Source organism: Phenylobacterium sp., from assembly GCF_016793285.1.
In the GTDB taxonomy this organism is placed as follows: domain Bacteria; phylum Pseudomonadota; class Alphaproteobacteria; order Caulobacterales; family Caulobacteraceae; genus Phenylobacterium.
The window spans coordinates 1-21,022 of record NZ_JAEUMO010000087.1; the positions used below are offsets into that span (position 1 = coordinate 1).

Genomic DNA, 21,022 nt, shown 5'->3' on the forward strand with positions numbered 1-21,022 from the left:
GGTCTAAATCAAATGCACAGACACTTTCACGAACACCGTTTCCACCGCAGCCGCCATGGCTGGGGCGGCCACATGGGCTCCGCCGGCGGCCGGCACGACCGTCATGAGCGTGGCGAGCGCCGCGGCCGCCGGTCCGGCCGCTTCTTCGAGCACGGCGACCTGCGCTACGTGGTCCTGGCCCTGCTCGCCGAACAGTCGCGCCACGGCTACGAACTGATCAAGGAACTGGAAGACCGCACGGGCGGCGCCTACCGGCCCTCGCCGGGCGTGGTCTATCCCACGCTGGCCATGCTCGAGGACGAGGCCATGATCCGCCAGACGGCGGGCGACGGCGGTCGCAAGCAGTTCGAGATCACGGAGGCCGGCCGCGCCGAACTGGAGCGGCACAAGTCCACCGTCGAGGCGCTCTTCGCCCGCATGGACGAGGCCGGCCGCGCGTCGGGCCCCGGCCGGCCGCGCGTGGGACGCGCAATGATGAACCTCGGCATGGCGCTGAAGAACCGCATGGCGCGCGGCTGCTCTGAAGACGAGCTCGACCGGATCGTCAGCATGATCGACGACACCGCCGCGGCGATCGAACGCTCCTGATCAGATCCTCCCCGATCGGCTGCGAAACTGGGCCTCCGCTGCGAAGCGGAGGCTCTCTTCCTGCCCGATCCATGCTTTCCTGCGTCCGAGTCGGGCGGGGGGAAAGCATGCGGCGGCGCGAGGTTCTGACGGCTCTGGCGGGGCTGGGCGCGACGGCGGCGGCGCCCGCGCGGCGACCACCCAACGTAGTGGTGATCCTGGCCGACGACCTGGGCTGGGGCGACCTCGGCAGCTACGGCTCGAAGCTGATCGCCACACCGAACCTCGACCGCCTGGCGCGCGAGGGCGTGCGGCTCACCGACTTCTACGCTTCGGCCAACGTCTGCACGCCGTCACGGGCCGGGCTGCTCACCGGCCGCTATCCGATCCGCACCGGCCTTGCGAACCAGGTCATCCAGGCGCCCGACACCAACGGCCTGCCGCTGTCGGAAGTGACGCTCGCCGAGGCGCTGAAGCCCGACTACGCCACCGCCCTGGTCGGCAAGTGGCACCTGGGGCACGTCGCGCCCTACTGGCCGCCGACGGTGCAGGGCTTCGACCTCTTCTTCGGCCTGCCGTACAGCCACGACATGAAGCCGCTCGCGCTTTACGAGAGCCGCGCCGGCGGCGACCTCACGCGCGAGGACGTGGATTTCCCGCGGCTCACGCAGCGGTTCTTCAAGCGCGGCCGGCGCTTCATCGAGGACAACCGCGACCGCCCGTTCCTGCTGATGCTGACCCTGACGGCGCCGCACCTGGAGCTGTTCCCGAACCCCGCGTTCGCCGGCCGCTCGCGCGCCGCCGCCTACGGCGACGTGGTGGAGGAGATCGACGTCGAGGTGGGCCGGCTGCGCGAGCACCTGAAGCGCCTGTCGCTCGACCGCGACACCATCGTCATCTTCACCTCGGACAACGGGCCGTGGTTCGAGGGGTCGGCCGGACCGATGCGCGACCGCAAGGGCGGCGCGTCGTGGGACGGCGGCTACCGCGCGCCCTTCATCGCCTGGGCGCCCGGCCGCCTGCCGGCCGGCAAGCTGCGCCGCGGCATCGCCATGAACACCGACGTGCTGCCGACCGTGCTTTCGCTCTGCGGCCGTCCCGCCCCCGCCGTCGAACTGGACGGCCGCGACCTCACGGCGCTCCTGACCCGCGACGCGGCGAGTCCGCACGACGAGCTGGTGCTGTTCAACAACGAGCAGGTGGCGGCCATCCGCACCGACCGCTGGAAGTACGTCGACCGCAGCTACTACCGCACGATCGACCTGCCGCTGTCGGCCCGCTACCAGCCGCTGCTGTTCGACGTCCGCGCGGACCCCGCGGAGGTCTACAACCTGGCCTCCCTGCATCCGGCCGTCATGGCGGAGATGAAGGGCCGCTTCGACCGCGCGAAGGCGACGTTCGAGCCGCTGGGCAGGCGTTACAAGCCGCCGGGCTGACCCGGCGGCGCCGCACGATGGTGCGACGGCGCGAGCTTTCGCCTATATAGCCCGCCGCCATGAGCCGTCCGTTCCTGAAGATGAACGGGCTCGGCAACGACTTCGTCGTCGTCGAGACCCGCAGCGCCCCGTTCGAACCGACGGCCGACGAAGTGCGCGCGATCGCCGACCGCGAGACGGGCGTCGGCTGTGACCAGCTCATCGCCATCGACAGGGCCGAGGGCGCCGACGCGCGCGTTCGCTTCTGGAACGCAGACGGCGAGGCGGTGGGCGCCTGCGGAAACGGGACGCGCTGCGTCGGCTGGCTGCTCATGCAGTCGTCCGGCAAGGACGAGGCGGTGATGGAGACGGCGGCCGGCCGGCTCGTCGCCACCCGCGCCGGCGAGCGGCTGGTCAGCGTCGACATGGGCGAGCCGCGGCTCGACTGGCGCGAGATTCCGCTCGCCACCGAACACGACACCGCGACCCTGCCCGTGGCGCTCTACCCGCACGCCGATCTGATGGCCCCGCCGGGTTGCGTCTCGATGGGCAACCCGCACGTCGTGTTCTTCGTGCCGGACGTGGCCCAGGCGCCGGTCGCCGAGGCGGGTCCCGTGGTCGAAAAGCACCCCCTGTTCCCGGAGCACGTCAATGTCGGCTTCGCCCAGATCGGGGCGTCCGACCGGATCCGCCTGCGGGTCTGGGAGCGCGGCGCGGGGCTGACGAAGGCGTGCGGCACCGGCGCCTGCGCGGCGCTGGTCGCGGCGGCGCGGCGCGGCCTGACCGGCCGCCACGCGACGATCGAGCTCGACGGCGGCGAACTCTTCATCGAGTGGCGCGACGACGGCCACGTGATCATGACCGGGCCCGCGGCCGTCGACTTCGCCGGCGAACTGCCGTGACGGCGCCCACGACGGACGCGCGCCCGCGCCACTGGTGGGCGGCGATGATCCTGAACGTGCTGTTCCCGCCTGCGGGCTACGCCTACGTCGGCGCCTGGATGGCCGTGGCGATCACCCTGCTGATCATCGTCACGGTGCCGATCCTGGTGATGGTGGCGACGCTGGAGTATCCGCCCGGGCTCTACGCGGCCGGCATGGGGCCGGCGATCTGGGCCAGCCTCGCCGTCCTTGCGGTCCTGGGCCTGCACGCTGCGCTGCTGGCGCGCCGCGCGCCGTCGCGGACGGGGTCGCAACTGCCGCATGGCCTGCTCTACATGGCGCCGTGGGCGGTGGCGTTCGCGGTGAATCTCGCGTTCAACGCCTACTGGCCGAACCCGGCCTACGCGATCACGGCGCGCGCCATGCAGCCCACGCTGGAGCCTGGCGATGTGCTGGCGGTCGAAGGCGCGCGCAACGCCTGCGCGGCGCAGCCCAAACCCGGCGACGTGGTGCTCTACCGCACCGGCCCGGCCAGCCAGGCCCTGATGCGCGTCGTGGCGGGCCCCGGCCAGCGGGTGATGATGGCCTCGGGCCAGCTCTTCATCGACGGCAAGCCGGTCGAGCGGACGTCGGCGGGCGCGACGCGGGTCATGGAGACGCCGCTGCCGGTCGAGATCGTCGAGGAGACGCTGGCGAACGGCGCGCGCTACCGCACCCTGGATTTCGGCCCGGAGGGCGCCCTCGACACCCTGCACGAGGTCACGGTCCCGGCCGGCGCGTGGTACGTCCTGGGCGACAACCGCGACAACGCCGCCGATTCCCGCACGAACGGCCTCGTCGCCGCGCGCGACATCTGCGCGGTGGGCCTGAAGGTGCTGTCGAGCAAGGACGAGAGCCGTGTCGGCCAACGACCCTGACCTGGGCCAGCCGGGCCTCGAGCCGGGCGCCGCGGACGTCGTGGACGATGCCGCCGACGCCGACGTGCGCATCGTCACGTTCGGCTGCCGCCTGAACGCCTACGAGAGCGAGGTCATCAGGAAGCGCGCCGCCGAGGACGGACTGACCGACGCGGTCGTCTTCAACACCTGCGCGGTGACCAACGAAGCCGTGCGCCAGGCGCGGCAGGCGATCCGGAAGGCGCGGCGCGAACGCCCGGCCGCGAAGCTGATCGTCACCGGCTGCGCGGCGCAGATCGACCCCGCCGCCTTCGGCGCCATGCCCGAGGTCGACCTGGTCCTGGGCAACGCCGAGAAGAGCGCGGCCGGCGCCTACAAGCCGCAGCCTGAACCGATGAAGGTCCGCGTCAACGACATCATGAGCGTGCGCGAGACGGCCGGCCACCTGATCGACGGGCTGAAGGACCGGGCGCGGGCCTATGTCGAGGTCCAGAACGGCTGCGACCATCGCTGCACCTTCTGCATCATCCCCTACGGCCGCGGGAACTCGCGCTCGGCGCCGGCGGGCGAGGTGGTCGAGCAGGTGCGCAAGCTCGCCGCACAGGGCTACCGCGAGGTGGTGCTGACCGGGGTCGACGTGACGAGCTGGGGCGCCGACCTGCCGGGCCGGCCGACGCTGGGCCAGCTCGTGGCGCGGATCCTGAAGCTGGTCCCCGGCCTGCCGCGGCTGCGCCTGTCGTCGATCGATGCGGCCGAAATCGACCCCGACCTGATGCGCTGCCTGGCCGAGGAATCACGGCTGATGCCGTATCTGCACCTCAGCCTCCAGGCCGGCGACGACATGATCCTGAAGCGGATGAAGCGGCGGCACCTGCGGGCCGACGCGCTCAGGCTGGTGCGCGAGGTCCGCGCCGTGCGGCCCGACGTGGCGTTCGGCGCCGACCTCATCGCCGGCTTCCCGACCGAGACGGACGAGATGTTCGCCAACACGCTGCGGCTGGTGGACGAGGCCGACCTGGCCTTCCTGCACGTCTTCCCCTTCAGCCCGCGGCCCGGCACGCCCGCCGCACGGATCCCGCCCGTGAAGCGCGACGTCGTGAAGGCCCGGGCGGCCGAGCTGCGTGCGTTCGGCGAGGCGGCGCTGGCGCGGCACCTGGGCCGGCAGCAGGGCCGCGTGCTCTCGGGCCTGGTCGAACGCCCCGGTGTGGCGCGCGCGGAGGACTTTACTGAGATCGCCTTCACGGGCGAGGCGCCGGTGGGCGAGGTCATCTCGCTGCGGGTGACCGGCCACGACGGCAAGCGCGTGCTGGCCGAGACGCTGGCCACGGCGGTCGCATGAGCATCACCGGCGGCTGCCAATGCGGCGCCGTCCGCTTCCGCGCCGACGGCCTGGGCGAGGCCAGCATCTGCCACTGCCGCATGTGCCAGAAGGCCACAGGCGGCCTCTTCGGTCCCTATGTGGCGCTGGACGGCCTCGTCTGGACGCGGGGCGAGCGCAGGCGCTTCCAGAGTTCCAACAAGGTCTGGCGCGGGTTCTGCGAGGCGTGCGGCACGCCTCTGACCTGGGAGCACGCAGGCGGCCTCATGTCGGTGACGATCGGGGCGCTGGACGATCCGGCGCGCGTGCGCGTCTCCGAACAACTCGGCAGTGCGGCCAAGGTCCCGTGGGTCGACGACCTTCCGCGCCTGCCGGTCCACGAGCCGACCGAGCCGCAGGCTGCCGCGCACCTCGCCAGCATCGTCAGCCGGCAGCACCCCGACCACGACACCTGACGGAGGCGACATGGCGTTCACCGGCGGCTGCCAGTGCGGCGCGGTGCGGTTCGAAGCGGGGCGGCTGGGCCGCTCCAGCATCTGCCATTGCCGCATGTGCCAGAAGGCGACGGGCGGGCTCTTCGGCCCCTATGTCGACGTCTTCGACTTCACCTGGACCCGCGGGCCGCCGCGGTACTTTGCGAGCTCGGAGGCGGTGAAGCGCGGCTTCTGCGGGGCCTGCGGCACGCCGCTCAGCTTCGAGATGGGCGAGAGCGTCGGCGTGTCCATCGGCGCCCTCGATGATCCCGAACTCGCGCCGCCCGCCCGCCAGCTCGTCTGGCCCGCGAAGCTCTCGTATGTCGACCGCCTGGGCGGCCTGCCGCACTGGACGAACCCGAAGACCGGCCAGGGCCCGTCCGAGACCTTCGCGGCGGTGAAGTCGAACCAGGACACCTCTTCCTAGCTTCGGGGCGGGAGGGCCGGGCAAGCCTGACGCTCAGGGATGTTCAAGACGGAGGGGGTCCCGGCGGGGCTCGTCCCGGGAAGCCGGGCATCCGCCAGCCGAACAGCATCGCGCCGGCGCGCACCGCGAAGGCGGTGAGGAAGCCCAAGACACCCGCGAGGGTCGCGGCCACGCCCATCGCGTCAAGGCCCACGAAGGCGCCCGCGCCCAGCAGGGCCGGGGTGATGTAGAGTTCGCGCTTCAGCAGGATCGAAGGCTCCTCGGCGAGCACGTCGCGGATGATGCCGCCGAAGGCGGCCGTCAGCACGCCCATGACGATGGCCGAAAGCGGCGGCACGCCCAGCGACAACGCCTTCAGCGCGCCCACGACGCAGTAGGCGGCCATGCCCAGCGCATCGAGCCAGTTCAGCATCCGCTCCCCGCGGCGTCCCCAGCCGAACACCCACACCGCGGCGGCGGCCGCGACGCAGACCGCGACGTATTGCGGCTTGGGCACCCAGAACACCGGCGCCCCGATCAGGAGGTCGCGCAGCGTGCCGCCCCCGACGCCGGTGACGGCGGCGAAGAAGCCGAAGGTGATGATGTCGTGCTTGCGCCGCGCGGCCGCCAGCGCGCCCGTCGCCCCGAACACGGCGACGGCGGCGTAGTCCAGCACCATCAGGGTCGTGGCGAGCGGGTCCATCGCGGCCCTTGATGCGGTGGCGCGTGACGCGGAGCAAGCCTGAGGCTAGAAGGCGCGCCCATGTCTGAACCCAAACGCGGCTGGTTCGCGCGACTTACCGAGGGGCTGACCAAGTCGTCGAAGCAGATGGGCGATCAGATCGCCCAGGTGTTCGTCGCCAAGGAGCCGCTCACCCAGGCCAAGCTCGACGAGCTGGAGGAGATGCTGATCGAGGCCGACCTCGGTCCGCAGTCGGCCGCGCGCATCACCGAGCGCTTCGCCTCCGAGAAGTTCGGCAAGGACGTCGACGAGGCCGAGATCCGCGACGCGCTGGGCAAGGCGATCGGCGAGGAACTCTCGAGCCGGGAAGGCGTGTTCGACCCCCTCTCCGGCCCCAGGCCCTACGTGGTGCTCTTCATCGGCGTGAACGGCTCGGGCAAGACCACCACGCTGGGCAAGATCGCCACCGACCTCGTGCGCCGCGGCGCCAAGGTGCTCGTGGTGGCGGGCGACACCTTCCGCGCGGCCGCGGTCGAGCAACTGAAGGTCTGGGCCGAGCGGGCCGGGGCCGACTTCATGGGCCGCCCGACGGGATCGGATGCGGCGGGCCTGGCGTTCGACGCGGTGCAGACGGCGAGGGACAAGGGCTACGATGTGGTGCTCGTCGACACCGCCGGCCGGCTGCAGAACAAGCAGGGCCTGATGGACGAGCTGCTGAAGATCATCCGGGTGGTGAAGAAGGTCGACCCCGACGCGCCGCACGAGACGCTGCTGGTGCTCGATGCAACGGTGGGCCGCAACGCCTTGGCCCAGGAGAACATCTTCGGCAACCAGATCGGCGTCTCGGGCATCGTCATGACCAAGCTGGACGGCACCGCGCGCGGCGGGGTGCTGGTGCCGGTGGCCCAGGCCTCGGATTCGCCGATCAAGCTGATCGGAGTCGGCGAGGGCGTGGACGACCTGCAGCCCTTCGATGCGCGGGCGTTCGCGCGCGGCCTGGTGGGCCTTTCGGAGCCGGTGCGATGAGCGACGCCTCCAAGCGGCACTGGGTGCGCTGGTTCGTCGACTATTCGGCCCTGGCGGTCTTCCTCGTGGCCTTTTTCGCGACCGGCCGCGACCTGCAGAAGGCGACGTGGGCCCTGGTGGCCGGCTCGGCGATGGCGCTGGTGGTGGGCCTGGCGGTGGAGCGGCGGATCGCGCCGTTCCCGGCGATCGCCGGCGGCGCGGCGCTCCTCTTCGGCGGCCTCTCGCTGATCTTCCACGACCCGCGGGTGCTGAAGATCAAGCCGACGGTCATGAACGGCCTCTTCGGCGCGGCCCTGTTCGGCGGCCTGCTCATGGGCAAGAACCCGCTGAAGCTGGTGCTGGCCGACGCCTTCGAAATGCCCAACGAGGTCTGGCGGACGCTGACGGTGCGCTACGGCCTGATGTTCTTCGCGCTGGCGGCGCTGAACGAGGTGGTCTGGCGCACGCAGTCCGACGCGACCTGGGTGCTGTTCCGCTTCCCGGGCCTGATGATCCTGACCCTGATCTTCACGCTGACGCAGGTTCCGCTGCTGATGAAGTACGTGAAGGCCGAGGATATGCCGCCGCCCCCGACCGAATAGGGCTCAGCCCTTCGGGAAGGCGATGTTCGACGGCCGCAGATGGTCGGTGGCCAGCCGGCTGTAGGCCTCCCGGGGCAGATCGCCCAGGATCCCGTCGAGGATGGCTGCGGCGTCGCCCGCCGGCGGCGGTTCGCCATAGAGTTGGCGCCAGAGCGCGGCGGCCTCCTCGTAGATGCGTTCGTCCCGTCCCATGGCTGACCCTGGCAGATACAAAATACTTGCCCTGGAGAACCCCCGGCGTGGACCGACGTTCCTTGATAAATTGTAGTTAATTGTGAGGCTTAGCCGTGGAACCCTATCTTCGGGTTCAGACGCGGATGTCGAGCAGCGACCCTGGCCGCAGGATCTTCTGGGGCGCCTCGACGGACTGGGAGCCGGTCGCGCGGCCGGCCGGCTGGGGCCCCGGTGTGATCGTCGTCGCCATCGGGGCGGCCGCCTGAGCCGCGCCGCCGGCCTGGCGCAGCGCCGCGTCGAAGAAGGCCCGCGCCGCGGCGGCCTTGGCCGGGTCCTGGGGCTGGGCCTGGGGGCCGTGGCCGCCGGGCGGCGGCGAGAGGTTCGGGCGGATCGTCGTCACAGGTCGCCAACATGGTTAACGGGTCGCGCCCCAGACTCGCGCGTCGCTCTCAACGCATGGTTAACGCGCGCGGTTCGCCAGTTTCTGGGCGGCGGCCTCGTCCAGCGGGCCAGTGTGCTTGTCCAGCACCTTGCCGTCGCGACCGATCAGGTAGGTTTCGGGCACGCCGGTGACGCCGAACTCGACGCCGGCGCGGCCGTCGCGGTCGACGAGGATCTGCGCGAACGGATCGCCGAGGCGGGTGAGGAAGGCGCTCGTGTTGGTGGGGGCGTCCTTGTAGGCGACGCCGACGACGCGGACGCCGCGGCCCTTCAGGCCCATCAGCACCGGGTGCTCGATCTCGCAGGGCGCGCACCACGAGGCGAAGAAGTTGACCAGGATCGGCCCCTCGGAGGCCGCGGCGGCGGGGATCCGCACCGGCTGCCCTTCGGCGAGCGTCGGCAACGTCAGGTCCGGAACCTGCCGCCCGACGAGGGCCTTGGGCTGCACCTGCGGGTCGCGCTTCAGCGCGAAGAAGTAGAAGAGCCCGCCCAGCGCCGCGAGGGCGACAAGCGGCAGGACCGCGAGCCAGCGGTTCATCCTGCTTCGCTCCGGTGGAGGGTCACGTCCTGTCCAACTCCTCGAAGCGCTTCTTCCAGCGCGCGGCGTGGGCGAGCGCGCTCCAGACCATGGCGGCGAAGACCAGGGCGGTGACGACGAAGGCCGGGACGATGAACTCTGCGTATCTGAAGTCGAACATCAGGCCCTCTTCTCAGGCTCGGGCGGCCCTGAGCGCCGCGGCCTCCGCGCGACGGCGCCACACCTCGCCGCGGATACGCACCAGCCAGAGCGCGCCGAACGTCGCCATGTAGGCCAGCGCCATGATCAGCAGCGGCTCGAGGAACACCGGCGCCAGCGTGGGTCCCTCGGCGCGGAAGACCGAGGCGCCCTGGTGCAGCGTATTCCACCAGTCGACGCTGAAGTGGACGATGGGCAGGTTGATCGCGCCCACGAGCGCCAGGATGGCCGCCGCGCGGGCCGCCTTCGCCTCGTCGTCGAGCGAGGCCCGGAGCGCCATGTAGGCGAGGTAGAGCAGGAACAGCACCAGCACCGATGTCAGCCGCGCATCCCAGACCCAGTAGGCGCCCCACATCGGGCGGCCCCAGAGCGAGCCGGTGACCAGCGCCAGGAAGGTGAAGGCCGCGCCCAGCGGGGCCGCAGCCTGGGCGGCGGCGTCGGCCAGCACATGGCGGAAGATCAGCGACAGGAAGCTCGCCGCCGCCAGGCAGACGTAGATGAACATGCAGAGCCACGCCGCGGGGACGTGGATGAACATGATCCGGACCGTCTGGCCCTGCTGGTAGTCGTCCGGGACGTTGAAGCCGAGGCTGAGCCCCCAGATCGCCAGGCCCAGCGCGACGGCTCCGAGCAGCGGAGCCGCCCAACGCGAGAACGCCATGAAGCGCTCGGGATTCGACAGGAAGGCGGGCGCCCAGCTCATGTCCTTCGCATAGGGCCGGCGCGTCCGCGTCGCAAGCGGCCTACAGCCGGGGCATCGGCGGGACCGGGGGAAGCGGCGGCGCCGGAGGGACGTGAGCGATCGGGATCCGCGCCGGGATGAGCATCGGCCCGACCGAGGGGCCGACCATCATCAGCATCGGCATGCCGTCGAAGGCCTTCTTCTGCCCGGCGTCGAGCTGGCCGTAGAAGGCCCTGATCGCGGCGATCCTGCGGTTGGCGTCGGCCTGCTGGGCGGCCATGCGCGACTGCATGTCGTCGAGCCGCTGGAGCGTGGACCTTGCGGCGTCGCGGTCGTGGTCGAAGCGCACCATGGCGTCGTGGCGGCCGGTCGTCTTCGTGGCGTCCAGGAAGGCGGCCAGCGCCGGCTTCTGGTCGGGCCTCAGCCGCAGCACGTCGGCCAGGTAGTCCTCCCGATCCATGCCGCGCGAGACGGACACGAAGTCCCCGTCGCGGCGGACGGCGAGGGTCGCTTCACGGGCGGCGTCGCGGGCGCGCTCTGCGGCTTCGCGAGCGCGTTCGCCCGCTTCCCGAGCGCGGTCGGCGGCATCGCGGGCGCGGTCCTGGGCGTCCTCGCGCGCCTCGCGGGCCCGGTCGCGCGCCTCTCGGGCGGCATCGCGGCTGTCGCGGATCGCACCGTGGGCGTCTGCAGCGGCGGCGCGCGCGTCGGCTTCGGCCTGGCGGGCCGCGTCCTCGGGGTCGATGGCGGCGACCGCGGCCCCAGCGCAAAGGGCGAGCGCGGCTCCGGCCAGGAGCCAGGTCTTCGTGCGGGTCATGTCGGCGTCTCCTGCAAGAGGCGAGTTCCCTCCGCCGGCCAGCATGCGGCGCGGGACGCGGGAGGCCAGTTAAGCTTTGGTCATGCTCGGGACGCCCCGAAGCCGGGAAGCCGAAGGCTAGGACAGGGCGTTCCGGCAGGCGGCGGCCATGGCGATGGGCCCTACCGCGATCGCGCCCAGCGCGTAGGCGCCGAGCAGCGCGAAGCCGCCCGTCCACGGCAGCCCGCCGGCGAAGGCGTCGAGGGCGCCGCCGCCGAAGATCACCGGCGGCACGAACAGCGGCAGGACGATCACCGCGGTCAGGAGCCCCCCGCGCCGCGCGCCCAGGCTGAGCGCCGCGCCGATGCCGCCCACGAAGGCGAAGGCCAGCCCGCCCAGCAGCGCACAGGCGAAGGCCAGGGGGCCCAGCTCGGGCTTCGCGCCCAGCGAGATCGCCGCGACCGGGGCGGCGAGCGCCAGCGGCGCGCCGTTGGCCAGCCACTGGCCCAGGCACTTGACCAGGCAGGTGAGCTCCAGGGGGACCGGCGACAGGAAGAGCTGGTCCAGCGCCCCGTCCTCGTAGTCGCGCTCGAACAGGCGCTCGAGCGAGAGGAGCGAGGCCAGCGCCAGGGCCACCCAGGCCGCGCCGGGCGCGATCGCCGCCAAGCGCGCGGGCTCCGATCCGATGGCGAGCGGCAGGAAGGTCGTGACCCCGGCATAGAAGCCCACGGCCACCAGCGGGCCGCCGCCGCGGCCCCAGGCCAGGGCGGTCTCGCGGCCGAGCAGCGCGAGGAGCCGACTCATGCCGGCAGGTCCAGGCCGACCGTCGGGATCGGCAGAGGGTCGTGTACGGCCGCCAGGATCAGGCCGCCGCCGTCGAGGTGGCGGCGCATCAGGCCGCCGAAGGCTTCGCGCCAGCGGGCATCGAGGGGGCTGAGCGGCTCGTCCAGCAGCCACAGGGCGCGGGGCGCCGCCAGCAGGCGGGCCATGGCGAGGCGACGCCGCTGGCCGGCGGAGAGGCGGCGCACCTCCAGCGGCAGCAGGGTCTGCAGCTCCAGCGTTTCCGCCGCCGCGCGGGCGGAGGCCTCGGTCCCGCCGCACCAGCCGGTCCAGAACGCCAGTTCCTCGGCGGCCGTGCGCGCGGGTTTCAGCCCGTCGGCATGGCCCACGATGTGCAGTCCGCCGCCGCGCGCCTCCTCGGCTTCCACCGCGCCGAACCGGATCGCGCCCGCCTCCAGCCTCACGAACCCGGCCACCGCGCGCAGCAGGCTCGTCTTCCCCGACCCGTTCGGCCCCGTCAGCGCGCACGCTTGCCCGGCCCGCAGCTCCAGCGACACCCCCTCGAACAGAAGCCGGCCACCCCGACGGATTGCGGTGTCTTCGAGAACCAGTTGCGTGATCACGCCGTCACCCCAGCTTTTCCCGACCCGCGTCCTGCGGCGCATGGACGACTTTGGAGGGCGGGTTTATGAACGGCGGGGCCGCCGCCCCTGGGGGGAGCCAACGCCGCGCGGAGACGGACCCTGTGAGTCCGCCTCTTCGATAGCGCGCGATCCCCCGGATGGTCCTGGTTGGCCGGAACAGAGAAAGGATCTCCCCTATGGCGTCCGTGGACACCCTGAAGACCCGCCGTCAACTGACGGTCGGTGACAAGACCTACGCTTACTACAGCCTTCCGGCGGCCGAGGAAGCGGGGCTTTCCGGCATTTCGCGCCTGCCCATCTCGATGAAGGTGCTGCTCGAGAACCTGCTGCGCAACGAGGACGGCGACACCGTCACCGAGGCCGACCTGAAGGCGATCGCCGCCTGGGCCGACAACAAGGGCGCCGTCGAGCACGAGATCAGCTTCCGCCCTGCCCGCGTCCTGATGCAGGACTTCACCGGCGTGCCGGCGGTCGTCGACCTCGCCGCCATGCGCGACGCCATGACGGCGCTCGGCGGCAACCCCGACAAGATCAACCCGTTGAACCCGGTCGACCTCGTGATCGACCACTCGGTGATGATCGACTACTTCGGCACCGCCAAGGCGTTCGGCCAGAACGTGGAGCGCGAGTACGAGCGCAACATCGAGCGCTACAACTTCCTGCGCTGGGGCTCGTCGGCCTTCAACAACTTCCGCGTCGTGCCGCCCGGCACCGGCATCTGTCACCAGGTGAACCTGGAGTACCTGGCCCAGACCGTGTGGACGAACGCGGACGAGGGCCCGGAAGTCGCCTATCCCGACACCGTCGTCGGCACCGACAGCCACACCACCATGATCAACGGCCTCGCCGTTCTGGGCTGGGGCGTCGGCGGCATCGAGGCCGAGGCGGCCATGCTGGGCCAGCCGATCCCGATGCTGATCCCCGAGGTCATCGGCTTCCGGCTGGACGGCGCGCTGCCCGAGGGCGCCACGGCCACGGACCTCGTGCTCACGGTCACCCAGATGCTGCGCAAGCGCGGCGTCGTCGGGAAGTTCGTGGAGTTCTACGGCTCGGCGCTGGCGAACCTCACCCTTGAAGACCAGGCGACCATCGCCAACATGGCCCCGGAGTACGGCGCCACCTGCGGCTTCTTCCCGGTGACGCGCGCCACCATCGACTTCCTGGCCGCCACCGGCCGCGACCCGCAGCGCGTGGCGCTGGTGGAGGCCTACGCCAAGGCGCAGGGCATGTGGCGCGAGCCGACCGATCCGGAGGCCGTGTTCACCGACACGCTGGAACTGGACCTGGGCACGGTCGTCCCCTCGATGGCGGGCCCCAAGCGTCCCCAGGACCGCGTCGTGCTGACCGACGCGGCGTCGGAGTTCAAGGCCGCGCTGGCCAACGACTTCGGCAAGGCCGACACCATGGGCGAGCGCTACAAGGTCGAGGGCGAGAACTTCGACCTGGGCAACGGCGACGTGGTGATCGCCTCGATCACCTCCTGCACCAACACCTCGAACCCGGGCGTGCTGATCGCCGCCGGCCTGGTGGCCAAGAAAGCCGTCGAGAAGGGCCTGCAGGTGAAGCCCTGGGTGAAGACCTCGCTGGCGCCCGGCAGCCAGGTGGTCACCGACTACCTCAAGGCCGCCGGCCTCACGAAATCGCTGGATTCGCTGGGCTTCAACCTGGTCGGCTACGGCTGCACCACCTGCATCGGCAACTCGGGTCCGCTGCCTGAGCCGGTGTCGGAATCGATCCAGAAGAACGACCTCGTGGCGGTCTCGGTGCTCTCGGGCAACCGGAACTTCGAGGGCCGCGTGAATCCCGACGTGCGCGCCAACTACCTGGCCAGCCCGCCGCTGGTGGTGGCCTACGCGCTGGCCGGTTCGATGCAGATCGACATCGTCAACGAGCCGCTGGGCGAGGGCAAGGACGGCAAGCCCGTGTACTTGCGCGACATCTGGCCGACGACCGCCGAGATCACCGCGCTCCAGCGCAAGCACGTGACGAACAAGATGTTCGCCACCCGCTATGCCGACGTCTTCAAGGGCGACAAGAACTGGCAGGGCATCAAGGTGAAGGGCGGCCAGACCTACGACTGGACCCCCGGCTCCACCTACGTGAAGAACCCGCCCTACTTCGAGGGCATGACGATGGAGCCGGCCCCGGTCACCGACATCGTCGAGGCCCGCGTGCTGGGCGTGTTCGGCGACTCGATCACCACCGACCACATCTCGCCGGCCGGCTCGATCAAGACCACCTCGCCCGCCGGCCAGTACCTGATCGAGCGCCAGGTTCCGCCCAGCGACTTCAACGGCTACGGCGCGCGGCGGGGCAACCACGAAGTCATGATGCGCGGCACCTTCGCCAACATCCGCATCCGCAACCGCATCACGCCCGACATCGAAGGCGGGGTGACCAAGCACTTCCCGTCCGGCGACGAGATGTCGATCTACGACGCGGCCATGCGCTACCAGGGGGAAGGCCGTCCGCTGGTGGTGTTCGCGGGCAAGGAATACGGCACCGGTTCGTCGCGCGACTGGGCGGCCAAGGGCACGAAGCTGCTGGGCGTCCGCGCCGTGGTGGCCGAGAGCTTCGAGCGGATCCACCGGTCGAACCTGGTGGGCATGGGCGTGCTGCCGCTGCAGTTCCTCCAGGAAGGCTGGCACAAGCTCGGCCTGACCGGCGAGGAGATCGTCACGATCCGCGGCCTGACCGAGCTCGCCCCCCGCAAGCAACTGATCGTGGAGATGTACCGTCCGAGCGACGGCCGCATCGCCCGCTTCCCGGTCCGTTGCCGGATCGATACGCCGACCGAGCTCGAGTACTTCAAGCAGGGCGGCGTCCTGAACTACGTCCTCCGCAGCCTCGCCCGCGCGCCGGCGGCGGCGGAGTAGTCCTCAGTTCCGACGGACGATGATGTTGGGAGCCCTCGCGCAAGCGGGGGCTCCTTCATTTGAAACCCCGGCTCATCGAATGATGGCGCCTGCGGCGGGCGGCTATCTCAGCGGGCGCATCGCGGCCTTGAGGCCCATGCGGGTATAGGTCGGCCGCAGGCGGCGTTCGAGGTCGTCGGCGAAGCGCTGGTCGGCGGTGGCTTCGACGATGGCGCCGAGGCCGGCCTGGGCGGCGGCGATGCCGGGGCGGGTCAGCGCGCAGGCGGTGGCTTCCTCGGTGAGGGGCAGGACCTCGTGTCCGCGCTCGGTGTCGTCGAGGCGAACGGTGTAGCTCTCGGCGCAGGCCAGCTTGCCCGTGATGCTCTCGAAACAGGGCTCGCGCTCCAGATAGCTCGTGACGACCCACTGGCAGTGGACGGGCGGCGGCGGCCCGTCGGGCCGGGCGGGGTCCTGTCGCGCCTCGATGTCGGTTCGCACGAAGAGCTGGTAGCGGATCAGGGCCTTTTCGCCCGGATCCTTCGGCGCCGCCTTCTCGCGGCTGATCAGGATCGGCACATCCTTGCGCGCCACCCGCAGGTAGGCCGACTCGGTGCGGACGACCTCGGGCGGTTGCGTCGGCGTCGGCGTCGGCGGGACCTGGAAGAACATCCCCCCACCTTAGCCACGGCGGCGCTCGATTTCGCCATCCGGTCGCGTGCGCGCCTTGCGGCGCTTCACCACGTACAATGGAGCATGCGCCAAGCTCTCCTCGCCCTTTCGCTGCTCGGGGCCGCCCTGCCGCTGCTGGGCGTCGCGCCCGCGCCCAGCCAGCCCGTCGTGCTGGAGCTGTTCACCAGCCAGGGCTGCTCGTCGTGCCCGCCGGCGGATCTGGCGGTGGCCAAGGCCGCGGACCGGCCCGATGTGATCGCGCTCAGCTTCAACGTCACCTACTGGAACCACCTGGGCTGGAAGGACACGTTCTCGCGGCCTGAGTTCACCGACCGCCAGGTGGCGTATGCGAAGGCGCTGGGCCAGGGCGCGCCCTATACGCCAGAGGTGGTCGCCGGCGGCCGCGTGGGCGGGGTGGGCAACACGGCGAGGGCTGTCGATCAGCTCATCGCCCGCGGCCGCACCGCTGCGACGACCACGGTCAGCGCCTCCGGCGACAGGATCGTTGTCGGCGCCGGCGTGGCGCCCCGGCGCGGCGCCGAGGTCTGGCTGGTGCGCTACGATCCGCGCACCCTGCAGACGCCCGTGAAGGCGGGCGAGAATACGGGCAAGACCCTGCCGCAGCGCAACGTCGTGCGCAGCCTGAAGCGCCTGGGCGACTGGTCGGGCGGCGCGGCGAGCTTCGGACGGCCGAGGTCTGAGCCGGGGCTCAACGAGGTGGTCATCGTCCAGGCCAAGGGCGCGGGGCCGATCCTGGCCGCCGCGCGGCTGCCGCTCACGCCTTCTTGAGATTGCCAGCCCGCGGAACCTTCCTTAAGTCGAAAGCGATGCCGAAGGCCGCGCTTTTCAGCCTGATCCTGCTCGCCTGGCCGGTCGGCGCGGCGGCGGCCAAGCCTCCCGTCCTGGTGGAGCTGTTCACGGCGCAGGGCTGCGCCTCGTGCGCGGACGCCAATCCCTACTTCGCCAAGCTCGCCGACCGGCCGGGCGTGCTCGCGCTCACGTTCTCGGTGGACTACTGGGACTACCTCGGCTGGACCGACACTTTCGCCCGGCCCGAGTTCACCGAGCGGCAGAAGGCCTATGTGACGCGGCTGAAGCTGCGCGAGCCCTACACGCCGCAGATCGTCATCGAGGGCCGCGAACAGGCCCAGGGCCTGAAGACCGCCGAAGTGGACCGCCTGGTGCGCGCCGCCGCGGCCGCGCCGAAGAATCCGCCCGACATCCGCTTCGTGGGCGCGCGCCGGGTCGACGTCGGCTCGGGGCGCGCGGGCAAGGGCGGCGCCGATGTCTGGTTGATCCGCTACGACCCGCGGGCGGAGGTGCAGGTGCGCGCCGGCGACAACCGCGGCGAAACCGTCGTTCAGAAGAACGTGGTGCGGCAGATGGAGCGCCTGGGCGCCTGGCGCGGCCGGCCTCAGGCCTATCGGATCCCCCCGATGGCCGAAGAGGGGCTCAAGACGGCGATCGTCGTGCAGCAGCCCCGCGGCGGCCGCGTCCTCGGCGTCGCCGAACCCAGGTCCTGACGGGGCGGTCCGGAAAGACGAAAGCCCGCCCGGCTGGAGAGTGACCGGGCGGGCTCGTCGGGTTTCTAGAGTGTCGGTTGGCCAGACTGCCAGTCCAGGGGGGCTGGGGGGGCTGTTCAGGATCCGAGGCCGGCCGTCTTCGGGGCCAACCGACGATAGCAATATCGGCAGGCTATCGGGCGGGTGCTGGACCGAAATAAGGTCATTTCGCGGCGCCCGGACCACCAGGGATGGTGGCGTTTTGGGGTGGAAGGACTCAAAAACTTCATCCAAGCTCGACGTCGATGTCACTCGATCCGAGTCACGCGGCCCCACGAGGGGCCGGAATCTTCTTCGAACGGCGCGAGCTGGAGCGCCTTCTCCGCCTCTACGGACGCATGGTCGCCGCCGGCGAATGGCGCGACTACGGCATGGACGCGCTGCACGACAGCGCGGTCTTCTCGGTGTTTCGCCGCACCGCCGAGGCGCCGCTCTACCGCATCGAGAAGCGTCCGGCCCTCGCCAAGCGACAGGGCGCCTGGGCGATCTTGGGCCACGGCGGCCACATCCTGCGCCGCGGCCACGACCTGGATCAGGTGCTTCGCTTCTTCGACAAGGGCCGCTTCTCGGTGGTGGATTAGGCGCCGCCGCGCTTCAGCGCCGCCATCGTCCGCTCGCGGAGCGCCGCGCGGTCGACCTTGCCGGTCTCGCCGCGGGGCAGGGTCTGGCTCCAGGCGAAGCGCATCACCGGCAGCTTCACCCCCCGCCCGCGCAGGTGCTCGGCCATGTCGTCGCGGCCGATCTCCTCGTCCGCGACGAGCGCCAGCCAGACCTCGTCGGCGCCCTTCGCGCCGGGGACGGCGAAGCAGGCGGCATCGCGCACGGCGGGGTGCTCCAGGGCGGCAGCCTCGATCGGCGCGGGCCAGACCTTGACGCCGCCGATGTTGAGCTGGTCGTCGGCGCGGCCCTCCAGCACCAGGGCGCCGTCCGGCAGAAAGCGGCCCAGGTCGCCGGTGTAGACCGCCGCGTCGCGAAAGCGCCCGGCCGCCGCGGGATCCTCGTCGAGGTAGCGCGCGGCGCTCGCGGGCCCCGAGACGCGCACCTCGCCCACCGCGCCCGGCGATACGGGCGCGCCCGCCTCGTCGACGACATCCACGGTCACCCCGGGCGCGGGCCAGCCGACGAAGCCGGGATCGGTCTCCAGACGGCTCGCCGGGCCCAGGGCGACGCGACCGCTCTCGGAGGCTCCGTAGACGATGTGCAGGTCGGCGGAGAGGCGCAGGCGGGCCTGGCGGGCGGTGGCCGGGGCGAGCAGCCCGCCCGTGGCCAGCACCCGGTAACCGGGCGCGCCGGGGTAGTCCCGCGGCAAGGCTGCGAGCAGCTCGCGCAGGTGCAGCGGGGTCAGCCCCAGGATCCCGTCGGCCTCGGTTTCCATGAGCTCGGCGATCTCGCGCGACCCGAGGTCCGACGCGACCGGCGCGCCGATGCTCCAGGCGCCGGCGGCGAGCGCCTGGCCCAGGCCGCTCTCGAGCCCGGTGCGGACGATCCAGGGCCCGGGCCGGTCCAGCCCGAACAGCGCCACGGCCTCGGCCGCGCGGCCCTCCAGCACGCGCCAGCTCCGGCCCACGCGGCGCGGCTGGCCGGTGCTGCCGGAGGTGAGCTGGACACGCCCGATGGCGTCGGGATCCCGCGGCGCCGGGGCCACCGGATCGGGCGCGGCCGCCTCCACGGCCGCCGTCCAGCGGCCGGAGATCAGGACCCGGTTGGCGGCGCCTTCGCGCGGGCGGGGGCTGACGCGCAGATCCGCGCGGCGGTCGGTCCAGGGCGTCACCGTGGCGCCGAGGCGGTCCAGCGCCAGGGTGATCACGCGCTGGCGATAGCGGTTGGAGGCCTCGACCGCCACGCAACCGCTGGCGGGGCCGACGCCGAGGTCGCGCAGGCCGCGGGCGTAGCGGTTCACGTCGGCGTCGAGCTCGGCGTAGGTGACCCGCCGCCCCGGAATGATCAGGGCCAGAGCCCGCGGCCGGACGCGGGCGTGGTAGCTCAGGTAGGCGGTCGACACCGCCTCAGGCCCCGCCGGGTTGCAGCGCGGCGGCGACCTGGTCGCGCAGGACCCCGCGCTCGATCTTGCCCATGGCGTTGCGCGGGATCTCCTCGCTCCAGGCGATGCGCACCGCCGGCAGGCGCTGGGGGCACTGAGCCAGGTAGGTCATCAGCGTCTCGCGGGTGATCTCCTGCCCCGCGACGACGGCGATCCAGAGCTCGTCCTGGCCGCGCGCGTCGGGGAGCGCAAACGCCGCGGCGTCCTGCACGTCGGGGCAGGCGAGCGCTGCGTCCTCCAGCAGGTTCGGCATCACCTTCACGCCGCCGATGTTCATCCGCTCGTCGATGCGGCCGTCGATGACATAGGCGCCGTCGGGCAGCCGCCGCGCGAGGTCGCCGGTATAATACCAGCCGTCGCGGAAGGCCTGCGCGCCGGCCTCGTCGTCGCCCAGGTAGCCCTCGGCCAGACGGTCGCTGCGGATGCGCAGTTCCCCGGCCTCGCCATCGGGCAGGATCTCGCCCTCGGGCCCGACGATTTCGATCTCGACGCCCGGGAGCGCCCAGCCGGCGAAGCCCGGGTCGCGGTCGAGCCTGGTGGCGGGGCCCGCGGTGGCGCGGCCGGACTCGGTGGAGCCGTAGACGATGACCACGTCGGGGCTCAGCCGCATCCGCGCCTCGCGGGCGACCGAGGCCGGCAGGACGCCGCCGCCGACGGCGATCCGCCACCCCGGTTTCAGCTCGAAGCCGCGCGGCAGGTTGCCCAGGAGGTCGCGGAGCTGGATGGGCGTCAGGCCGACGACGCCGGGCTGGTTGCGCTCCATCAGGCCCGCGATGTCGGCGGCGGCGAAGTCGGCGGCCACGCCCGCGCCTGCCGTCCAGGCCAGGCTCGCCATCATGTAGCCGATGCCGGAGTCGATGCCGGTGCGGACGATCCACGGCCCCAGCCGGTCGGCGCCGTAGACCGACAGGCCGTTCAAACCGTTGGCGGCGACGCGCCGCCAGGTGAGCGGGATGCGCTTGGGCGTGCTGGTCGTGCCCGACGAGAGCATGACGCGGGCGATGGAGTCAGGGTCGCGCCGGACGGTGAGCACCGGCGTCGGCGGCGCGCCTTCGGTCCGCGCGGTCCAGGCGGCGTCGAGATGCACGACTGGCCGGCGTTCGTCGGACGGCGCGCGCTGGGAGAGGACGAGGTCGGCGGCCAGGTCCTCCTTCGGCGTCGAGGCGACGCCCAGGCGGGCGAGCGCCAGGATCAGCAGGTGATGGTGATGGGTGCTGGTCGCATCGACCGCGACGATGCCGCGTTCGGGCCCGATCCCCAGCGCCTGCAGGCCGGCCGCAAAGCGGTTGATGTCGGCGTCCAGGTCCGCGTAGGTCGCGCGGTGGCGGGGTGTCACCAGGGCGAGAGCGCGCGGCCGTGTCCTGGCGTGGTAGGCGATATAGCTGTCGAACATCGGCCGC

The 21,022-nt window shown here is 71.8% G+C and carries 25 protein-coding genes; 13 read left to right on the forward strand and 12 right to left on the reverse strand.

Features of this window, described 5'->3' with window-relative positions; translation table 11 throughout:
• Positions 1-72 precede the first annotated feature (72 nt).
• The 7 genes from JNL41_RS09045 to JNL41_RS09075 all read left to right on the forward strand — a co-directional run bounded on the left by JNL41_RS09045 (position 73) and on the right by JNL41_RS09075 (position 5,977).
• Complete coding sequence (locus JNL41_RS09045) at positions 73-588, forward strand: PadR family transcriptional regulator (protein WP_293474186.1); 516 nt, start codon at positions 73-75, stop codon at positions 586-588.
• 107 nt (positions 589-695) lie between these two features.
• A complete protein-coding gene (locus JNL41_RS09050) occupies positions 696-2,003 on the forward strand; it encodes a sulfatase (protein ID WP_293474188.1) in 1,308 nt (435 codons plus the stop codon).
• A 59-nt stretch (positions 2,004-2,062) separates the two neighbouring features.
• Positions 2,063-2,884 carry a diaminopimelate epimerase gene (gene dapF / locus JNL41_RS09055; protein ID WP_293474190.1) on the forward strand — a complete coding sequence of 274 codons (822 nt, stop codon included), beginning with the start codon at positions 2,063-2,065 and terminating at the stop codon, positions 2,882-2,884.
• Positions 2,881-3,780 (forward strand): signal peptidase I, encoded by a 900-nt coding sequence (gene lepB / locus JNL41_RS09060; protein ID WP_293474192.1) that lies wholly within the window; start codon positions 2,881-2,883, stop codon positions 3,778-3,780. The genes dapF and lepB overlap by 4 nt, the downstream gene beginning before the upstream one ends.
• Position 3,781: 1 nt before the next feature.
• The gene (mtaB, locus tag JNL41_RS09065) at positions 3,782-5,098 is read left to right on the forward strand and encodes a tRNA (N(6)-L-threonylcarbamoyladenosine(37)-C(2))-methylthiotransferase MtaB (RefSeq protein ID WP_365698032.1); all 1,317 of its coding nucleotides are present in this window, start codon (positions 3,782-3,784) and stop codon (positions 5,096-5,098) included.
• On the forward strand, positions 5,095-5,532 hold the full coding sequence (locus JNL41_RS09070; protein WP_293474194.1) for a GFA family protein: 438 nt from the start codon (positions 5,095-5,097) through the stop codon (positions 5,530-5,532). Before mtaB ends, JNL41_RS09070 begins: the two co-directional genes overlap by 4 nt.
• Before the next feature lie 10 nt (positions 5,533-5,542).
• On the forward strand, positions 5,543-5,977 hold the full coding sequence (locus JNL41_RS09075; protein ID WP_293474196.1) for a GFA family protein: 435 nt from the start codon (positions 5,543-5,545) through the stop codon (positions 5,975-5,977).
• 43 nt (positions 5,978-6,020) lie between these two features.
• On the opposite strand, the gene JNL41_RS09080 is transcribed toward JNL41_RS09075, so the two are convergent.
• Entirely contained in the window at positions 6,021-6,659 is a 639-nt protein-coding gene (locus JNL41_RS09080; RefSeq protein WP_293474198.1) for a trimeric intracellular cation channel family protein, read from the reverse strand.
• A 60-nt stretch (positions 6,660-6,719) separates the two neighbouring features.
• On the opposite strand from JNL41_RS09080, the gene ftsY reads away from it, so the two are divergent.
• Positions 6,720-7,664, forward strand: a complete 945-nt coding sequence (gene ftsY / locus JNL41_RS09085; RefSeq protein ID WP_293474200.1) for a signal recognition particle-docking protein FtsY — start codon at positions 6,720-6,722, stop codon at positions 7,662-7,664.
• Positions 7,661-8,245: an inner membrane-spanning protein YciB gene (locus JNL41_RS09090; RefSeq protein WP_293474202.1), complete on the forward strand. Its 585-nt coding sequence runs from the start codon at positions 7,661-7,663 to the stop codon at positions 8,243-8,245. Before ftsY ends, JNL41_RS09090 begins: the two co-directional genes overlap by 4 nt.
• A 3-nt stretch (positions 8,246-8,248) precedes the next feature.
• Here JNL41_RS09090 and JNL41_RS09095 read toward each other — a convergent pair whose 3' ends face one another.
• The 8 genes from JNL41_RS09095 to ccmA all read right to left on the reverse strand — a co-directional run bounded on the left by JNL41_RS09095 (position 8,249) and on the right by ccmA (position 12,474).
• Entirely contained in the window at positions 8,249-8,437 is a 189-nt protein-coding gene (locus tag JNL41_RS09095; protein ID WP_293474204.1) for a hypothetical protein, read from the reverse strand.
• Between the two features lie 115 nt (positions 8,438-8,552).
• Entirely contained in the window at positions 8,553-8,819 is a 267-nt protein-coding gene (locus JNL41_RS09100; RefSeq protein WP_293474206.1) for a hypothetical protein, read from the reverse strand.
• Between the two features lie 60 nt (positions 8,820-8,879).
• Complete coding sequence (locus tag JNL41_RS09105) at positions 8,880-9,398, reverse strand: DsbE family thiol:disulfide interchange protein (RefSeq protein WP_293474207.1); 519 nt, start codon at positions 9,396-9,398, stop codon at positions 8,880-8,882.
• Positions 9,399-9,420: 22 nt separating this feature from the next.
• Positions 9,421-9,558: a heme exporter protein CcmD gene (ccmD, locus tag JNL41_RS09110; RefSeq protein ID WP_293474208.1), complete on the reverse strand. Its 138-nt coding sequence runs from the start codon at positions 9,556-9,558 to the stop codon at positions 9,421-9,423.
• A 12-nt stretch (positions 9,559-9,570) separates the two neighbouring features.
• The gene (gene ccmC, locus JNL41_RS09115) at positions 9,571-10,299 is read right to left on the reverse strand and encodes a heme ABC transporter permease CcmC (protein WP_293474210.1); all 729 of its coding nucleotides are present in this window, start codon (positions 10,297-10,299) and stop codon (positions 9,571-9,573) included.
• A 40-nt stretch (positions 10,300-10,339) separates the two neighbouring features.
• Entirely contained in the window at positions 10,340-11,092 is a 753-nt protein-coding gene (locus JNL41_RS09120) for a Spy/CpxP family protein refolding chaperone (RefSeq protein WP_293474212.1), read from the reverse strand.
• 117 nt (positions 11,093-11,209) lie between these two features.
• Positions 11,210-11,875: a heme exporter protein CcmB gene (gene ccmB / locus JNL41_RS09125; RefSeq protein WP_293474214.1), complete on the reverse strand. Its 666-nt coding sequence runs from the start codon at positions 11,873-11,875 to the stop codon at positions 11,210-11,212.
• Positions 11,872-12,474, reverse strand: coding sequence for a heme ABC exporter ATP-binding protein CcmA (ccmA, locus tag JNL41_RS09130; protein ID WP_293474216.1), 603 nt, complete (start codon positions 12,472-12,474; stop codon positions 11,872-11,874). Before ccmA ends, ccmB begins: the two co-directional genes overlap by 4 nt.
• Before the next feature lie 197 nt (positions 12,475-12,671).
• Between ccmA and acnA the strand changes: the two genes are divergently transcribed.
• Positions 12,672-15,371, forward strand: coding sequence for an aconitate hydratase AcnA (gene acnA / locus JNL41_RS09135; protein ID WP_293474217.1), 2,700 nt, complete (start codon positions 12,672-12,674; stop codon positions 15,369-15,371).
• Positions 15,372-15,473: 102 nt separating this feature from the next.
• Here the strand turns inward: acnA and JNL41_RS09140 are convergent, their stop codons facing one another.
• Complete coding sequence (locus JNL41_RS09140; RefSeq protein ID WP_293474218.1) at positions 15,474-16,019, reverse strand: hypothetical protein; 546 nt, start codon at positions 16,017-16,019, stop codon at positions 15,474-15,476.
• Positions 16,020-16,103: 84 nt separating this feature from the next.
• Here JNL41_RS09140 and JNL41_RS09145 point away from each other — a divergent pair, with 84 nt between their 5' ends.
• The 3 genes from JNL41_RS09145 (at position 16,104) to JNL41_RS09155 (ending at position 18,162) form a co-directional block, all read left to right on the forward strand.
• The gene (locus JNL41_RS09145) at positions 16,104-16,808 is read left to right on the forward strand and encodes a DUF1223 domain-containing protein (RefSeq protein WP_293474219.1); all 705 of its coding nucleotides are present in this window, start codon (positions 16,104-16,106) and stop codon (positions 16,806-16,808) included.
• Between the two features lie 38 nt (positions 16,809-16,846).
• Positions 16,847-17,542 (forward strand): DUF1223 domain-containing protein, encoded by a 696-nt coding sequence (locus tag JNL41_RS09150; protein WP_293474220.1) that lies wholly within the window; start codon positions 16,847-16,849, stop codon positions 17,540-17,542.
• Positions 17,543-17,826: 284 nt separating this feature from the next.
• Positions 17,827-18,162 (forward strand): DUF2794 domain-containing protein, encoded by a 336-nt coding sequence (locus JNL41_RS09155; RefSeq protein ID WP_293474221.1) that lies wholly within the window; start codon positions 17,827-17,829, stop codon positions 18,160-18,162.
• Here JNL41_RS09155 and JNL41_RS09160 read toward each other — a convergent pair.
• Together JNL41_RS09160 and JNL41_RS09165 are read right to left on the reverse strand one after the other, a co-directional pair.
• The gene (locus JNL41_RS09160; protein ID WP_293474222.1) at positions 18,159-19,583 is read right to left on the reverse strand and encodes a class I adenylate-forming enzyme family protein; all 1,425 of its coding nucleotides are present in this window, start codon (positions 19,581-19,583) and stop codon (positions 18,159-18,161) included. The genes JNL41_RS09155 and JNL41_RS09160 overlap by 4 nt on opposite strands.
• 4 nt (positions 19,584-19,587) lie before the next feature.
• Complete coding sequence (locus tag JNL41_RS09165) at positions 19,588-21,015, reverse strand: class I adenylate-forming enzyme family protein (RefSeq protein ID WP_293474223.1); 1,428 nt, start codon at positions 21,013-21,015, stop codon at positions 19,588-19,590.
• Between the last annotated feature and the right edge of the window lie 7 nt (positions 21,016-21,022).

Excerpts from the sequence above, each read along its gene's own strand:
- JNL41_RS09045 (WP_293474186.1), top strand. The coding sequence starts at position 73 with ATGGGCTCCGCCGGCGGCCGGCACGACCGTCATGAGCGTGGCGAGCGC.
- JNL41_RS09050 (WP_293474188.1), top strand. The coding sequence starts at position 696 with ATGCGGCGGCGCGAGGTTCTGACGGCTCTGGCGGGGCTGGGCGCGACG.
- dapF (WP_293474190.1), top strand. The coding sequence starts at position 2,063 with ATGAGCCGTCCGTTCCTGAAGATGAACGGGCTCGGCAACGACTTCGTC.
- JNL41_RS09070 (WP_293474194.1), top strand. The coding sequence starts at position 5,095 with ATGAGCATCACCGGCGGCTGCCAATGCGGCGCCGTCCGCTTCCGCGCC.
- JNL41_RS09075 (WP_293474196.1), top strand. The coding sequence starts at position 5,543 with ATGGCGTTCACCGGCGGCTGCCAGTGCGGCGCGGTGCGGTTCGAAGCG.
- JNL41_RS09080 (WP_293474198.1), bottom strand. The coding sequence starts at position 6,659 with ATGGACCCGCTCGCCACGACCCTGATGGTGCTGGACTACGCCGCCGTC.
- ftsY (WP_293474200.1), top strand. The coding sequence starts at position 6,720 with ATGTCTGAACCCAAACGCGGCTGGTTCGCGCGACTTACCGAGGGGCTG.
- JNL41_RS09090 (WP_293474202.1), top strand. The coding sequence starts at position 7,661 with ATGAGCGACGCCTCCAAGCGGCACTGGGTGCGCTGGTTCGTCGACTAT.
- JNL41_RS09095 (WP_293474204.1), bottom strand. The coding sequence starts at position 8,437 with ATGGGACGGGACGAACGCATCTACGAGGAGGCCGCCGCGCTCTGGCGC.
- JNL41_RS09105 (WP_293474207.1), bottom strand. The coding sequence starts at position 9,398 with ATGAACCGCTGGCTCGCGGTCCTGCCGCTTGTCGCCCTCGCGGCGCTG.
- ccmD (WP_293474208.1), bottom strand. The coding sequence starts at position 9,558 with ATGTTCGACTTCAGATACGCAGAGTTCATCGTCCCGGCCTTCGTCGTC.
- ccmC (WP_293474210.1), bottom strand. The coding sequence starts at position 10,299 with ATGAGCTGGGCGCCCGCCTTCCTGTCGAATCCCGAGCGCTTCATGGCG.
- JNL41_RS09120 (WP_293474212.1), bottom strand. The coding sequence starts at position 11,092 with ATGACCCGCACGAAGACCTGGCTCCTGGCCGGAGCCGCGCTCGCCCTT.
- ccmB (WP_293474214.1), bottom strand. The coding sequence starts at position 11,875 with ATGAGTCGGCTCCTCGCGCTGCTCGGCCGCGAGACCGCCCTGGCCTGG.
- acnA (WP_293474217.1), top strand. The coding sequence starts at position 12,672 with ATGGCGTCCGTGGACACCCTGAAGACCCGCCGTCAACTGACGGTCGGT.
- JNL41_RS09140 (WP_293474218.1), bottom strand. The coding sequence starts at position 16,019 with ATGTTCTTCCAGGTCCCGCCGACGCCGACGCCGACGCAACCGCCCGAG.
- JNL41_RS09145 (WP_293474219.1), top strand. The coding sequence starts at position 16,104 with ATGCGCCAAGCTCTCCTCGCCCTTTCGCTGCTCGGGGCCGCCCTGCCG.
- JNL41_RS09150 (WP_293474220.1), top strand. The coding sequence starts at position 16,847 with ATGCCGAAGGCCGCGCTTTTCAGCCTGATCCTGCTCGCCTGGCCGGTC.
- JNL41_RS09155 (WP_293474221.1), top strand. The coding sequence starts at position 17,827 with ATGTCACTCGATCCGAGTCACGCGGCCCCACGAGGGGCCGGAATCTTC.
- JNL41_RS09165 (WP_293474223.1), bottom strand. The coding sequence starts at position 21,015 with ATGTTCGACAGCTATATCGCCTACCACGCCAGGACACGGCCGCGCGCT.